Genomic DNA, 12,748 nt, shown 5'->3' on the forward strand with positions numbered 1-12,748 from the left:
GGCAAACCAGGGGGGGCGGGCAAGGCCCGCCCCTACAGCGCTGCATACAACAAACCGTCCCTCCCGGAAGCATATCACTTCCGGGAGGGACGGTTTTTATTTGTGTATCAATCAGTTCATTTTCAGGTATTTGCGCACCGGCAGGGAAACGGCACCGGCCACCACGCAGCAGATGAGCCACTCAAAGATGGCCTGCACGCCGACCAGCAGCACAATGAACATAAACGCGTTCTGTGCGCCGAGGGTGTCTGCAAGGTTCTGCACATACTCACAGTTATAGAAAATCAGTACCAGAAAGCCCATAAAGAAAACGGTGTTCAGCACCGGCGCGGCCAAGCCGCCGAGGAAGCAGGCCAGCTTTTCATTTTTGGGCAGGGCCTTGCGCAGGGCGGCAAAAATCAGGCCCGCACACAGACCCATCAGCACGCGGGCCACAAAGCAGACCACAAAGCTGCCCGCGGGGCTGACCTGGAACAGCGCTGCGCCCATGGCGGACTTGCCTTCCAGCGCCTGAATAAAGCTGGTGGCGCCAAAGACGCCGCCCAGAATAGCACCCGCTGCGGGGCCCATCGTCATAGCGCCGATGGCAACCGGTACGGTGAGCAACGACGCCGACAGCGGGCCAATCTGCAGATAGCCCAGCGGCGTGTAGTTCAACACGAGCAGAATGGCCACCAGCAGCGCAAGCTGGGTGAGCCAACGGATGTTGGTACGTTTTTTCATATTCAATTTTCCTCCTGCTGCCGTCTCCTATACATCGGGAGTACAGCGCAAATGTACGGCCCCGGCGGGCCGCCAAAGACAAGTATAGCGCATTGACGGCTAAAAGGCAAGAGGAAAAATGCGGGGTAGAGTTACAGCCTGCCCTCAATCAGCAGATCGCGCACCTCGAGCAAATCGCTGCATTTGCGGTCATACAGCTTTGTGATTTCCTCGGTCGGCTGCATTAAATCCGGCACCATCACGGTCACGCAGCCCGCCGCACGGCCTGCCCGCACGCCGTTGAAGCTGTCCTCCAGCACAAGGCAGACATACGGGTCAAGGTGCAGCTTTTCCGCCGCCAGCAAAAACGTGTCCGGCGCGGGCTTGCTGTGGGCAACCTCGGTGCCGGAGACAACATCGTGGAAATACCGCACTGTGCCGGTGGTCTGCAGATTCATCTCAATCATATTCCGCGGGCTGGAGCTTGCCACAATGCGCGGCAGGCCCATATCTTCGAGCGTAGCCAGCAGCTCCTTCAGGCCCTTTTTGCAGGGCACGCCCTCGGCAAAGCGCTTGTCGGCCAGCTGCCAGACCTTGGCCAGCACCTTCTGCGGGTCACCGGGGATATACTCCGCCACGTGGCGGCAGAGATTCTCGCCCGCCAGACCGCGGCCGCCCGCGGTGAATTTTTCCATATCGGGGGGCAGGGGCAGGCCCAGTTCCTTACAGGCGGGCTCCCACAGGGTATCCCACAGACGCTCGGTGTCGAACATCAGCCCATCCATATCAAAAATAACGCCTTTAACCATCGGGTGTCATCCTTTCGCGAACCATATTACAGGTATTGTACCGCAGTCCGCGGCGGGATGCAACCCCGCCGCCTCAGGCTTTTTCCAGATACGCCTGCAGCGTGTCCAGCGCCTCGCGGCTCTCGCGGTGGCCGCGGTTGTAGAGGTCCAGCAGCTTGCCGGTGTCGCCCTCAAACCGGCCGATGTCGATGGGGTCATGCGGGCGCAGGCAGCAGATGCGGCCTGCCTCCTCCAGCTCATCCAGCTGGTCCATCAGGGCGTTGTAGCGCAGCTCCTGCGTCAGCAAATCGGCAAGGAACAGCGGCTGATCGCCGTAAAAATCATCGTAGAGGTCAACCATCCGCTGGCCGGGCTGCGTCTTGCGGAAGCCCTTCTGCCGCGTGGCCACCACCACAATCTTCTCAAAGCCCTGCTGCAGCGCCCAGTTCAGCGCGATGGGGCAGGAGCAGCCGCCGTCCAGATAGGGCTGGCCGTCCAGCATGACCGGCACGGAGGCAAGGGGCAGGCTGGCCGAGGCGCGGGCGGCCTCGTTAAAGTCAAAATCGGTCTTGCCCTTTTCAAAGTAGGCGGGTTTGCCGGTTTTGACGTTGGTGGCCACGGCAATCAGGCGCATACCGCCGTTGGCAAAGGCTTCCTCATCAAAGGGAACCTCCTTTTTTACGTCATGCAGCATAAAATTCAGCCCGAACAGGCTGCCGCCGCGCAGTGCGGCCTTGGGGCCGAAGTACCGGCCATCGTGGCGGTAGCGCAGATTGATGCTGGCGGCGCGGCCCGGCTGGTGCGCCACATAGTTCATGGCGTTCAGCGTGCCCGCCGAGACACCCGCCACAGCGGGAAAGTAGATGTCGTTCTCCATAAAGGTATCCAGCACGCCCGCCGTGTACAGCCCGCGCAGAGAGCCGCCCTCCAGCAGCAGAATGGCGTTGCCGGGCATTGTGATGTTACGCATAAAATTCACCTCATTCAGTTATTTTACCGTATTCCCACCCTCCCGCGCAAGCAAAAAAGCGGGGCTGTTTTACACTTTGGGCAAATTGTGCTAAAATAGAAGGCACTAGAGCTCGAGAGGATGATTTGTATGGTGTCACTTCGCGGTCTGCCCCTGGAGGCTGCCTGCCCGCGCATCATTGTGCCGCTGTTTGCCAGAAGTCTGGACGCGCTGCGCCCGCTGGCGCTGGCTGCCGCCGCAGACCCCGCCGCCGAGGTAGTGGAGCTGCGCCTTGACCCGCTGCCCGAGGCAGATTTTGCTGCCGCGCTGGCGCTGGTGCGCGGCCTGACGGAAAAACCGCTGCTTGTGACCATCCGCACAAAGGCCGAGGGCGGCGAGCTGGCGCTGACGCCCGACGTGTACGCGGCCCACTGCCGCGCCCTGCTGGCGCAGGGCGGCGTGGATGTGCTGGATATTGAGTGGCTTGCCTGCGGTGAGCACCGCACCGCCCTGCGGGATGCCGCCCGCGCCGCCGGAGCTGTGGCGCTTTACAGTGAGCACCATTTTGACGGCACGCCCGCCACCGATGCGATGGCGCAGACGCTTACCGGCATGGCGGATGCAGGGGCGGACATTGCCAAGCTGGCGGTGATGCCGCACTGCGCGGCGGACGCCGCCCGGCTGCTGGAGGCCACGGCCCGCGCCGCCGCCGCCCGCCCGGACACCCCCTTGATCACGATGAGCATGGGCCCGTTGGGCGCGGTCAGCCGCTTCTGCGGCGGGGCATTCGGCAGCTGCGCTACCTTTGGTGTGACCAGCGGCACCACCGCCAGCGCCCCGGGCCAGCCCCCGGCCGATGTGCTGCGGAAAAAGCTGCTGAACAGGGCGGATTTGGGGTGACGAAACAACTCGCTGTAGGGGCCGGGTATGCCCGGCCCGGTTGTTTCCCGCAAACTGCGTTTCTTGGGGGACTTCTGCGGGCGGAGCAGAGCCCCGCCCCTACTGCGAGATGTGGGCGGGCTGGTCTGTAGGGGCGGCATATATGCCGCCCGCGAGGTTGCCGCGATATGCTGTTTATGGGATGATTTGTAGGGAGGGGGTCTTGACCCTTCCGCGATACCCGAAAACAAACCGAACAAACACAAAAAAAGCGCGGCCCCCTTTGCCTGGGGGCCGCGCAGAATGTGCTAATGTAGCTTACTCAGCCTGGATAGCACCGGTGGGGCAAACGCCCTCGCAAGCGCCGCAGTCAACGCAGGAAGCTGCGTCGACAACAGCCTTGTCCTCCATAGTGATTGCGCCAACGGGGCAGGTATCAACACATGCACCGCAAGCAACGCACTCGCTGGAAACGGTATGAGCCATCGTGAACTCCTTATCTCCGTGCTGAATCTATATTTTGTACCGTCCCGGCCCTGCACGGCTGCTCCCCGGATCGGCACACAGCGGGTTTGCTCTGCCTACTGCGTTGTATTTAGTGTACCACATTGTGACGGTTTTGGCAAGTGCCATATCTTGAAATTTTTCGACGGTAAGCCGCAACTAACCTGTGCTATAGTCCCTTAATTGTCCTCTTTGTCGGCGGGCTGCGGGGCGCGCTTGCCGCCGCGGATGTAGACACATTCCTCCCGCTTATAGATGCGCGGGGCCAGGATCTCTACGTTGGAACGCACTTTCAACGTGCCGGCCACCACATTGACCTCAATGACGGTGCCCTCGCCGTCCGGCGTGCGGACAATGCTGCCCACCTGCGGCGTGATGGAGTTCAGATATTCATAACTCTTCTGTTCATAAGCCAGACAGCACATCAGGCGGCCGCATGACCCACTGATTTTGGCGGGATTCAGGCTCAGGCCCTGCTCCTTAGCCATCTTGATGGATACCGGCTGGAAGTTCTTCAGAAAGCGGCTGCAGCAGAACGGCTGGCCGCACAGGCCCAGACCGCCCAGCATCTTGCTCTCATCGCGCACGCCGATCTGGCGCAGCTCAATGCGAGTGTGGAACTGCGAGGCGAGGTCCTTGACCAGCTCGCGGAAATCCACGCGGTTGTCGGCGGTGAAGTAGAAAACCAGCTTGCTGCGGTCGAGGGTGTACTCGGCGTCCACCAGCTTCATCTTCAGATTATGGGCGGCAATGCGCTGCTCACAGATGGTGTAGGCCTGCTGCACGTCGGCGCGGTTCTGGCGCATACGGCGCACGTCCACGGCGTCCGCCACGCGCAGCACCGGCTTGACCTCGCGGGAGAAGCCAGGCACCTCATGCGCGGCACGGATAACCTCGCCGCACTCGGTGCCGCGGGCCGTGGTGACGACCACGAAGTCGCCCTCCTTGATTTTGAAATCACCGGGGTCAAAATAGTACGCCCGGCCGTTGTCTTTGAATTTTACGGAAACTACTTTCATTGAATGTGTCCTTTTATGAAATGGGGTTGTTTGTACAGCCTGCGGGTCTCAGGCCAGCTCGCCCGCCAGCACGGCCACGGTCAGACGCAGGTTTCCGTTGCCGGTCAGGCTTTTGCGGGCCTGCGCCGCCGCGTTCAGCGTCCGGGCAGCCCCCTCGGGGGTCAACCCGCCGCACTGCTCCTGCCCGTAGGCGGGGCGGCGCAGCACGGCGCTGCACAGCTGGTCCAGCGTCCACAGCAGGGCGGAAAAGCCCTCGCGGTCGCGCTCGTATTTGGTCAGCACCGTCAAGGCGCGGTAGGTGTCGCCCTGTGCCGCGTAGCCGCACAGCGTCTTGGCCATGCTCAGCGCGGCCTTGGCCGTGGGGTCATTCCAGCTTTTCAGCGCGGTGCCGATGTGCCCCTCGAACAGGAAGGCCAGCTCGTCCGCCGCCTTGGCGGGCAGGCGCTCGGCACGCAGCCGGGCGGCGCAGTCCGCCGTGGGCACCGGGGCAATCGTGTACGCCGCACAGCGGCTGCGGATGGTGGGCAGCACGGTGGCGGCGCTGGTGGCCGTCAGCAGGAAGAGCACGCCCTCGGGCGGCTCCTCGATGATTTTCAGCATGGCATTGGCGGAGGAACCGTTCAGATTCTGCGCGCCGTAGATGAAGAGCGCGCGGCCCGCGGCATCGGTCGAAAGCGCCGAGCGTTGGATGGCCTCCCGCGCCTCGCGCACCTTCTTGACCGGTATCTGGCCGCTGGCACCCTCGCCCTGCAGCACCAGACACTCGGCGTCCTCCTTTTTCAGCACGGCCTCGGCGTGGGGGCCGCCCTGCGGGTAGAGGTAATCGGCGGCAAGGCAGCGCGCCGCAAAGCCCGCGCCGCAGCCCGGCTCCCCCACCAGCAGAATGGCGTGGGGCAGCCGCCCGCCGCGCAAAGCCGTGCCCAGCTCACGCTTCAGCGCGTCATTGCCGGCCAGACGCTCCAGCATCACAGCTTTTCAAAGCGCTCAACGTTGGTGACCATGACGGTTGCACCGCCCACGGTGACCTCCATCGGCATGGCGCTCTCAATGCCAAGGCCCAGCGTGGCGGTGCCGGGCACAATCTCGGTGCGCTGCTTGCAGCATTTGGAGATAATGCCGATGCAGTCCTCAACGCGCTCTTCATCGGTGCAGATGAGCAGCGTCATATTGCCCGCCATCAGGAAACCGCCGGTGGTGGCCAGACGGGTGACGTAGAACTTGCTTTTCAGCAGCTCGTTGCAGACGTTTTTGGAATCTTCCTTATTGATAATGGCAGTGATGAGTTTCATGGTACTCGACCTTTCTTATATAGTATAGTGCAGATTCAGCGGTTGCGGTTTTCCCAGTCACGGCGGCGCTTCCAGCTGGTGATGGCATCACGGCACCAGTCAAAGACCTCGCGGCCATAGAACGCCAGAAAGCCTGCCAGACCGAAAACAAGGCTGAGCTTGGTGGCAAAGTCGCCCATCAGGAAGCTGATGGTCCACAACGCCAGCTCGTACCAGCCCAGATACTTCATCTTGAAGGGGATGATGCCGAACAGCAGAACCATCTGGTCCGGCCACAGCCATGTGTAGGCGAACAGCATACTCTGGAAGATGGCGCTGGGCCCGGCAGAGCCGGTCAGCAGGCAGCTGACCCACGCGCCCACCACGCCCAGCGCGATGAAGAGCGTCATGCGGAAATCGCCCCAGACGCGGGTCAGGGCGTTGCCAATCCAGAAGTAGAACACCAGATTCAGGATGCCCAGTACACTGCCCAGCCAGATGGGCTGGAACAAAAACGTGATAAGACGCCAGATCTGGCCGTGCAGCACATAGGTGCGGCTCAGCGCGATGAGGGCGGAAAACTGCCAGTTAATCAGCAGCACGATCAGCCCCGCCACCAGCTGGCCGGCCAAAAGGCCGTTGACGAGGTGCGGGATGCCGAAGCGGCCGTAGCGGCGCTCCAATTTGTCAATCCAGTTCATGGGGATAGCTCCTCCATAGTATAAATTTACAGAATATATTATAGCAATTCCGTGCCCAAAGTGCAACAAATTCCCTGTCGAAACCTGTGCCGCCGTGCAAAAAAAGCGGCGGGCGCGCATTTTTGCGCTTGTGGAAGCTGATTCGACGAAAAAAATCAGCGGGTGCCAAAATAAAACAGCGTTCGGTCCTATAATACGGCAGGATTCGACAAAAGGATGTGGTAGGATAAAGCTGCAAGGTGACACGGGAAGCAAATGCAAAAATATATATAAATGGAAATGGAGAATGACTTATGAACAACTATCGCAACATGATGAAACAGGGCTATCAGGAAGATTTGCAGGATTGTGTGGCACGCGCAGCCAAGGGGCAGTGCCCGCCATGGCAGCAGGACTACTGCTTTGGCGAGATTGCGCAGGCAAAGGGCACGGACGCCTACCCGGAGGAGGGGGACACCCTGCTGGCAGAGCTGCGGCGGCTGGTGGACACAGTGCCCCAGCGCACCAACCGGGAGGCCGACGCCGCCGAGATGGCCGCGCTGGGCGGCAAGCAGCTGTTCTACCTGAGCCGCGGCAACACGCTGGTGGAGCTGGTGCAGCTGCCGGACGGCAGCTTTGACGGCTGGGCGTATCCGGAGGCCGGGGACGCCCTGTACGCCCGCACCGCCCTGCAGGCATGGGCGCAGGAAAATCCCGACACCGCCCGCCGGGCCGGGGACGTGCTGGAACAGCTGTACCGGGAAATGGCATAAGAATATAACGTAAAAATCCCACCCGTTCTGCGGGTGGGATTGGTGACTGTAGGGGCGGAGATATTACCGCTTGCGGCGCTTTCCTCCGCAAAATTGCGCTTTGCGCTGGCAATCAGCTGCTGAACCAGCTGCTCATCGGTGGTGTTCAGCATGACCACAAACTCGTCACCGGCGTATCTTTCTGGTTGTCGGCCTGCTTCTGCAGAAATTCCAGATAGACGCGGTTGTACAACCCGGTAAGGCCGTCCAGGGAAATCGGCCGCTTACAGCGCATACAGCTCGGTGTATTTGCGCTTGAGGTAGTCGGTGAAGTGGTGGGGGTCGAAGGGGCCGCCACAGAGGCTTTCCACCAGCCACTGGGGCTCCTTCATGCTGCCCCACTGCCAGACACGCTCTTTGAGGGCGGCCTTCAGCGGCTCCATGTCGCCGCGGGCCCACTCGGCGTCAAAATCATGGGTCTTGCGCAGGTCATCAATGGCCTGTGCGCCGTAGGCACTGCCCAGCGCATAGCTGGGGAAGTAGCCGATGTCGCCCATCGCCCAGTGGATGTCCTGCAGGCAGCCGTGCGCGTTATCCGGCACGTCCACACCCAGATATTCTTTATACTTGGCGTTCCAGGCGGCGGGCAGGTCGGCCACGGCCAGCGTGCCCTGTATCAGGGCCTTTTCCAGCTCATAGCGCACCATAATGTGCAGTGCGTAGGTCAGCTCGTCGGCTTCGGTGCGAATCAGGCTCGGTTCGGCACGGTTGGCGGCGCGCCAGATTTCCTCGGCGCTGACGTCGGCCAGCTGGGCGGGGAAAATCTCCTTCAGGGTCGGGTACAGGTAGTCCACAAAGGCGCGGGAACGGCCCACGATGTTCTCAAACAGGCGGGACTGGCTCTCGTGGATGCCCATGGTGGCGCCGCCGGTCACGGCGGTGTAATCGTAGTCGGGGTTGATGTTCAGCTCATACAGCGCGTGGCCGCCCTCGTGCGCCACACTGTACAGGTTGGAGAACATATCGCGCTCCATATAGTGGGTGGTGATGCGAACATCGCCGCGCCAGAACTCGGTGGTGAAGGGGTGCTCACTCTCGGAAAGATGGCAGTGCGCCGGGTCAAGACCCCACAGCTCCATAATCTTCTGGCTGACCTTGCGCTGGCCCTCCAGCGGCCAGTCCTGGTCGAGAAAATCGGTGCGCACGGCCTTGCCGCGGGCCTCAATGTCGGCCAGCAGCGGGACGATGGTCTCGCGCAGGGTGGCAAAGAAGGCGTCACACTGGGCGATGGTCAGGCCCTTCTCGTAGCTGTCCAGCAAGACCTCGTAGGGGTCGCGGTCGGGGGCAAAATAGTGGGCCTGCGCACGGCGGGCGGCAACAATCTTTTCCAGATACGGCGCAAAGAGGCTGAAATCGTTGGTGCGCTTGGCTTTGACCCACGCGGGCACGCTCTGGCTGCACAGCTTTGTGAAGGCGGCGTACTCGTCAGCAGGAATCTTGGCGATTTCATCATACTGGCGCTGCAGGTTGCGAACCTCGGACTTTTCCTGCTCGGTTTCGGCGTCGGCGGCGGCCTCTTTCAGCAGGGCGGCGGTGTCGGCGTTGACCAGCAAATCAAAGCTGGCGCGGCTCAGCACCTCGGTGGCCTCGGCGCGGCCGTCGGCACCGCCCTCGGGGGCGACGGTCTCGGCGTCAAAATCGACAACGTTCAGCGCATAGCGGTAGGCGTAGAGCTGCTTTTCCAGCGCACGCAGGCGGAGAATGGATGCTTTCATAAACAAAACCTCGTTTCCTGATTTTGAAATGGCGTTTGCTCTATCATACCATATTGCGTGCGCTTTTTCCATTGCCAACCGGGCAAAAGTGTGGTATTGTGGATATATTAGTAAATAAAGGAGGCCGCCCGCCATGACGAAACAGCCGCTTGTAAGTATTATTGTGCCGATTTACAACGCACAGGACCATATCGCCCGCTGCGTGGAGAGTATCCGCCGCCAGACCTACCAGAACCTGGAAATTCTGCTGCTGAATGACGGCAGCAAGGATGTGAGCCTGGAGGTGTGCAAGATGTACGCCAATGTTGATGCGCGCATTGTGCTGATTGACAAGGCCAACAGCGGCGTGGCCGCCACCCGCAATATGGGCCTGCGCGAGGCGAAGGGCAAGTATCTGCAGTTTGTGGACGCGGACGATACCATCCAGCCCTACGCCACCGAGATGCTGGTGCAGCGTGCGGAGGAGAGCGGGGCGGATTTGGTCATTGCCCACTATAACCGCATCACGCCGCCCAAGCCCCGGGCCGAGGATGACCCCCGCCCCGAGCACCCTGTGAAGGTGCAGACCTTCGGCTTCCTGATGGAGGGGCCGATGACGAAGGAGGAGTTTGCGGCGGGCCTGATGCAGGAGCCGGCCAGCTTCTACTACGGCGTTATGTGGAACAAGCTCTACCGCGCTGATATTGTGCGTGCCCACGATGATGTTATCTGCGCCGAGGATATGGACTGGTCGGAGGATCTATACTTCAACCTGAGCTATATCCGCTATGCGGAGCGCTTTTACGCGCTGTCCACGCCGATTTACAACTATTTCAACACGCCGGGCAGTGCGGTGCACACCGCACTGAACCCGATGAACGTTGTGACCACCCGCGCTACGCTGTTTGCCTATTACAAGGAGCTGTACGAGCATCTGGGCCTGTACGAGGAGTACAAGCCGCAGATTTACAAGTATCTGGTGGCCACGGCAGAGGCGTGAGGTCCCTTTCTTTGCAAAGAAAGGAACCGAAAGAAATTCCAATGGCTTGGCCCGGGAAATGCAGGGGGCGTCGGGGACGCCGCCCCCTACAGACTAGCCATTCACCCGCAAGCCCCATCGGGCGAGCATTGCTCGCCCGATGGGTTCCGGTGGGCTTTTTGAAAACCCATAAACAACAAAAAGAGGGGCACAAACCCCTCTTTATTTATTATTTCAGAGTACCTTCTTTGTAAAGAAGGTACAACCGTCCCCCCTCACACCCAGCGGCCGAAGCGGTATTTGGGCAGCTGCGGCTCCGGTGGGTCTATCTCGTCGCCGAGGTAGACGCGGATGGCGTTCTTCTTCATCTGGGCGGCAACCTTGGGCGGCAGATGGTCAAAGCCGTCCTTTAAGTTGGGCGGGCGCTTGGCGGGGTGGTGGCAGTCGCTGGAAAGCAGATGCACGAGATTCCACTCGATGAGCTTGTGCAGCCAGCGCGCCGTGTGGCCGTCACGAATCAGGCCGGTGGCGTTTATCTGGGCAAGGCAGCCATCGCTGACCCAGTTGTAGAGCAGGGTCGGGTCCTCGGTCACAAAGGGGTAGCGCTCCACGTGCGCCAGAATCGGTGTGTAGCCCTGCGCACGGATGGCGTACAGCGTTTCATCAATGCCCGGCGGCTGCATCGTTGTCGGAAACTCAATCAGAATATAATTGGTACCGGCAAAGGCGAGCTTGCGCAAATCAAGGCTGGGCAGAGCCGTGGAGTAGAACACCTCGGCCCCCAGCTTGGCGGCCAGCGGCAGTCCCTCCGCCCTGACGGCGGCGGATACCTGCCGGAAGGCGGCCTTGCGCTGCTCTACAAATTTTTCGACGGTGATGCGCTCATAATGAAAGTGCGGCGTGAACACGATACCCGCCGCACCGTCCTGCAGCTCCTTGCGGATGAGTGCCATCGACATATCCAGATCCCGGGCACCGTCATCAATCCCGGGCAGGATGTGACAGTGCAGATCAACGAGGGCGGTACTCATTCATCAGAACCCTGCTGCTTGTTGTCATAGTAGCTGTAGGAATAGGCGTAGGAATAGCCGTCCTTGCGGCCGGACTTTTTGGCGTTGTAGCCGTTCATCACTACGCCGAGAATGTGGGCGTTGACGGCCTCCAGATTCTTTTTGCTCAGCTGTGCGCCCTGAATGGTGGTGACGCCGGGGCGCACAACCAGCAGCACGCCGTCCGCCACGCGGCAGAGGACGGCGGCATCGGTGACGACCGAGACGGGCGGGGTGTCCACAATGACGTAGTCAAAGGCATTCTGCAACGCACCGAAAATCTTCTCGGTGATGGGGGTGGCCAGCAGCTCGGCGGGGTTCGGCGGAATCGTGCCGACAGGCAGAATCGTGATGCCGGTCTCCTTTATGCGGACAAGCGCCGTGGACAGGGTGCTGACATCGCGGGAGGTGATGACGTTCGTCAGGCCCGCATGGCCGCGGGGAATCCGCATATAGCGGGAAACGGTGGATTTGCGCATATCGCAGTCCACCAGCACAACCCGCTTGCCGGAGCCGGCCAGCGTGATGGCCAGATTGATGGCCACGTTGGTCTTGCCCTCCTCCGGGACAGAGGAGGTAATCAGGATGGTCTTGCAGTTGCCGGAGGCAGAGAGGAATTCAAGGTTGGTGCGCAGGGACTTATAGGCCTCCGTAAACGGGAACGGCGCGTTGGGGCCGACGGTAAAGAGCTTGCGGTGGCTGGAAGTTTTCTTTGCGTTGCTCATTTCCTTTTACCTCCCTCGTACTCGGGAATGACGCCCACAACGGTCAGATCCAGATACTTGGAGACGTCCTCCTCGTTGTTAATCTTGTTGTCCAGCAGAACCATCAGGAAAACGATGCCGACGCTGATGACCAGACCGGCCACAGCGCCCAGCGCCGTGTTGCGGGAAACGTTGGGGGAGACAGGCTCCGGGCTGATGGATGCGTTGGAGATAACCTTGACGGAGCCGGCTTCAACCGCCTCCAGAATGACATCGGGGGAAATCTGGGTAATCTGCTCGCAGACCTGACGCGCCCATTCGGGGTTGTCACTGGTGACAGTAACCTTCATAACCTGTGTGTCATCCACGGCGCTGACCGTGACACGCTCCGCCAGATGCTGGTAGTCAAGGCTCAGGCCCAGATTCTGGATGACCTGATTCAGCACGGTATCGCTCTTGAGGATGATGCTGTAGGTGGAGACCAGCTTGGTGGCGGAGTTGATCTGGTCGCTGGTGACGGTGGCGGAGGTGTCCTGCCGGGTGTTGACAATCATCAGGGCGGAGGCCTCATACTTGGGCGTCATCAGGAACTTGGAGACGCCGAAGCCCGCGGCGGCCAGCACCAGCGTGGTCAGGATGATGGCCAGAATGTGCTGGCGGACGGCGTTCAGGACCTCCAGGAGGTCAATGGTCTCGTATGCTTCGTTTTCCATGCAGTGGA

16 protein-coding genes are annotated in these 12,748 nt (G+C 60.8%); 3 read left to right on the forward strand and 13 right to left on the reverse strand.

The annotated features are described in order from the left end of the window. Positions 1-111: 111 nt before the first annotated feature. The 3 genes from NE623_RS04025 to NE623_RS04035 all read right to left on the reverse strand — a co-directional run bounded on the left by NE623_RS04025 (position 112) and on the right by NE623_RS04035 (position 2,460). Positions 112-723, reverse strand: a complete 612-nt coding sequence (locus tag NE623_RS04025) for an ECF transporter S component (RefSeq protein WP_256272266.1) — start codon at positions 721-723, stop codon at positions 112-114. Positions 724-854: 131 nt separating this feature from the next. Then, on the reverse strand, positions 855-1,511 hold the full coding sequence (locus NE623_RS04030; RefSeq protein WP_256272265.1) for an HAD family hydrolase: 657 nt from the start codon (positions 1,509-1,511) through the stop codon (positions 855-857). 73 nt (positions 1,512-1,584) lie between these two features. After that, entirely contained in the window at positions 1,585-2,460 is an 876-nt protein-coding gene (locus NE623_RS04035) for a patatin-like phospholipase family protein (RefSeq protein WP_256272264.1), read from the reverse strand. A 129-nt stretch (positions 2,461-2,589) separates the two neighbouring features. Here NE623_RS04035 and aroD point away from each other — a divergent pair, with 129 nt between their 5' ends. Continuing rightward, a complete protein-coding gene (aroD, locus tag NE623_RS04040; protein ID WP_256272263.1) occupies positions 2,590-3,339 on the forward strand; it encodes a type I 3-dehydroquinate dehydratase in 750 nt (249 codons plus the stop codon). A 297-nt stretch (positions 3,340-3,636) separates the two neighbouring features. Here aroD and NE623_RS04045 read toward each other — a convergent pair whose 3' ends face one another. From NE623_RS04045 to NE623_RS04065, 5 genes are all read right to left on the reverse strand, one after another. Then, entirely contained in the window at positions 3,637-3,804 is a 168-nt protein-coding gene (locus tag NE623_RS04045) for a DUF362 domain-containing protein (RefSeq protein ID WP_078784341.1), read from the reverse strand. Positions 3,805-4,001: 197 nt separating this feature from the next. Further along, positions 4,002-4,841, reverse strand: coding sequence for a PSP1 domain-containing protein (locus tag NE623_RS04050; RefSeq protein ID WP_256272262.1), 840 nt, complete (start codon positions 4,839-4,841; stop codon positions 4,002-4,004). Positions 4,842-4,889: 48 nt separating this feature from the next. Beyond that, positions 4,890-5,807, reverse strand: coding sequence for a hypothetical protein (locus NE623_RS04055; RefSeq protein ID WP_256272261.1), 918 nt, complete (start codon positions 5,805-5,807; stop codon positions 4,890-4,892). After that, positions 5,807-6,130, reverse strand: a complete 324-nt coding sequence (locus tag NE623_RS04060) for a cyclic-di-AMP receptor (RefSeq protein WP_256272260.1) — start codon at positions 6,128-6,130, stop codon at positions 5,807-5,809. The genes NE623_RS04055 and NE623_RS04060 overlap by 1 nt, the downstream gene beginning before the upstream one ends. A 35-nt stretch (positions 6,131-6,165) precedes the next feature. Continuing rightward, entirely contained in the window at positions 6,166-6,810 is a 645-nt protein-coding gene (locus tag NE623_RS04065; RefSeq protein WP_256272259.1) for a Rhomboid family protein, read from the reverse strand. Between the two features lie 293 nt (positions 6,811-7,103). Here NE623_RS04065 and NE623_RS04070 point away from each other — a divergent pair, with 293 nt between their 5' ends. Continuing rightward, positions 7,104-7,562, forward strand: coding sequence for a hypothetical protein (locus NE623_RS04070; RefSeq protein WP_256272258.1), 459 nt, complete (start codon positions 7,104-7,106; stop codon positions 7,560-7,562). 145 nt (positions 7,563-7,707) lie between these two features. Here the strand turns inward: NE623_RS04070 and NE623_RS04075 are convergent, their stop codons facing one another. Beyond that, positions 7,708-7,836, reverse strand: a complete 129-nt coding sequence (locus NE623_RS04075; RefSeq protein ID WP_256276137.1) for a GGDEF domain-containing protein — start codon at positions 7,834-7,836, stop codon at positions 7,708-7,710. Continuing rightward, positions 7,826-9,316, reverse strand: a complete 1,491-nt coding sequence (locus tag NE623_RS04080) for a carboxypeptidase M32 (RefSeq protein ID WP_256272257.1) — start codon at positions 9,314-9,316, stop codon at positions 7,826-7,828. Before NE623_RS04080 ends, NE623_RS04075 begins: the two co-directional genes overlap by 11 nt. A 133-nt stretch (positions 9,317-9,449) precedes the next feature. Here NE623_RS04080 and NE623_RS04085 point away from each other — a divergent pair, with 133 nt between their 5' ends. After that, a complete protein-coding gene (locus tag NE623_RS04085; RefSeq protein WP_256272256.1) occupies positions 9,450-10,295 on the forward strand; it encodes a glycosyltransferase in 846 nt (281 codons plus the stop codon). Positions 10,296-10,549: 254 nt separating this feature from the next. Here NE623_RS04085 and NE623_RS04090 read toward each other — a convergent pair whose 3' ends face one another. Genes NE623_RS04090 through NE623_RS04100 form a run of 3 tightly spaced genes read right to left on the reverse strand, consistent with a single transcriptional unit; the run spans position 10,550 to position 12,740 of the window. After that, a complete protein-coding gene (locus NE623_RS04090) occupies positions 10,550-11,305 on the reverse strand; it encodes a tyrosine-protein phosphatase (protein ID WP_256272255.1) in 756 nt (251 codons plus the stop codon). Next, positions 11,302-12,048 (reverse strand): CpsD/CapB family tyrosine-protein kinase, encoded by a 747-nt coding sequence (locus NE623_RS04095; RefSeq protein ID WP_256272254.1) that lies wholly within the window; start codon positions 12,046-12,048, stop codon positions 11,302-11,304. The genes NE623_RS04090 and NE623_RS04095 overlap by 4 nt, the downstream gene beginning before the upstream one ends. Then, positions 12,045-12,740, reverse strand: a complete 696-nt coding sequence (locus NE623_RS04100) for a YveK family protein (RefSeq protein WP_256272253.1) — start codon at positions 12,738-12,740, stop codon at positions 12,045-12,047. The genes NE623_RS04095 and NE623_RS04100 overlap by 4 nt, the downstream gene beginning before the upstream one ends. Positions 12,741-12,748 lie beyond the last annotated feature (8 nt).

The organism is Gemmiger formicilis (assembly GCF_024462815.1).
In the GTDB taxonomy this organism is placed as follows: Bacteria; Bacillota; Clostridia; order Oscillospirales; family Ruminococcaceae; genus Gemmiger.

Excerpts from the sequence above, each read along its gene's own strand:
- NE623_RS04025 (WP_256272266.1), bottom strand. The coding sequence starts at position 723 with ATGAAAAAACGTACCAACATCCGTTGGCTCACCCAGCTTGCGCTGCTG.
- NE623_RS04030 (WP_256272265.1), bottom strand. The coding sequence starts at position 1,511 with ATGGTTAAAGGCGTTATTTTTGATATGGATGGGCTGATGTTCGACACC.
- NE623_RS04035 (WP_256272264.1), bottom strand. The coding sequence starts at position 2,460 with ATGCGTAACATCACAATGCCCGGCAACGCCATTCTGCTGCTGGAGGGC.
- aroD (WP_256272263.1), top strand. The coding sequence starts at position 2,590 with ATGGTGTCACTTCGCGGTCTGCCCCTGGAGGCTGCCTGCCCGCGCATC.
- NE623_RS04045 (WP_078784341.1), bottom strand. The coding sequence starts at position 3,804 with ATGGCTCATACCGTTTCCAGCGAGTGCGTTGCTTGCGGTGCATGTGTT.
- NE623_RS04050 (WP_256272262.1), bottom strand. The coding sequence starts at position 4,841 with ATGAAAGTAGTTTCCGTAAAATTCAAAGACAACGGCCGGGCGTACTAT.
- NE623_RS04055 (WP_256272261.1), bottom strand. The coding sequence starts at position 5,807 with ATGCTGGAGCGTCTGGCCGGCAATGACGCGCTGAAGCGTGAGCTGGGC.
- NE623_RS04060 (WP_256272260.1), bottom strand. The coding sequence starts at position 6,130 with ATGAAACTCATCACTGCCATTATCAATAAGGAAGATTCCAAAAACGTC.
- NE623_RS04065 (WP_256272259.1), bottom strand. The coding sequence starts at position 6,810 with ATGAACTGGATTGACAAATTGGAGCGCCGCTACGGCCGCTTCGGCATC.
- NE623_RS04070 (WP_256272258.1), top strand. The coding sequence starts at position 7,104 with ATGAACAACTATCGCAACATGATGAAACAGGGCTATCAGGAAGATTTG.
- NE623_RS04075 (WP_256276137.1), bottom strand. The coding sequence starts at position 7,836 with ATGCGCTGTAAGCGGCCGATTTCCCTGGACGGCCTTACCGGGTTGTAC.
- NE623_RS04080 (WP_256272257.1), bottom strand. The coding sequence starts at position 9,316 with ATGAAAGCATCCATTCTCCGCCTGCGTGCGCTGGAAAAGCAGCTCTAC.
- NE623_RS04085 (WP_256272256.1), top strand. The coding sequence starts at position 9,450 with ATGACGAAACAGCCGCTTGTAAGTATTATTGTGCCGATTTACAACGCA.
- NE623_RS04090 (WP_256272255.1), bottom strand. The coding sequence starts at position 11,305 with ATGAGTACCGCCCTCGTTGATCTGCACTGTCACATCCTGCCCGGGATT.
- NE623_RS04095 (WP_256272254.1), bottom strand. The coding sequence starts at position 12,048 with ATGAGCAACGCAAAGAAAACTTCCAGCCACCGCAAGCTCTTTACCGTC.
- NE623_RS04100 (WP_256272253.1), bottom strand. The coding sequence starts at position 12,740 with ATGGAAAACGAAGCATACGAGACCATTGACCTCCTGGAGGTCCTGAAC.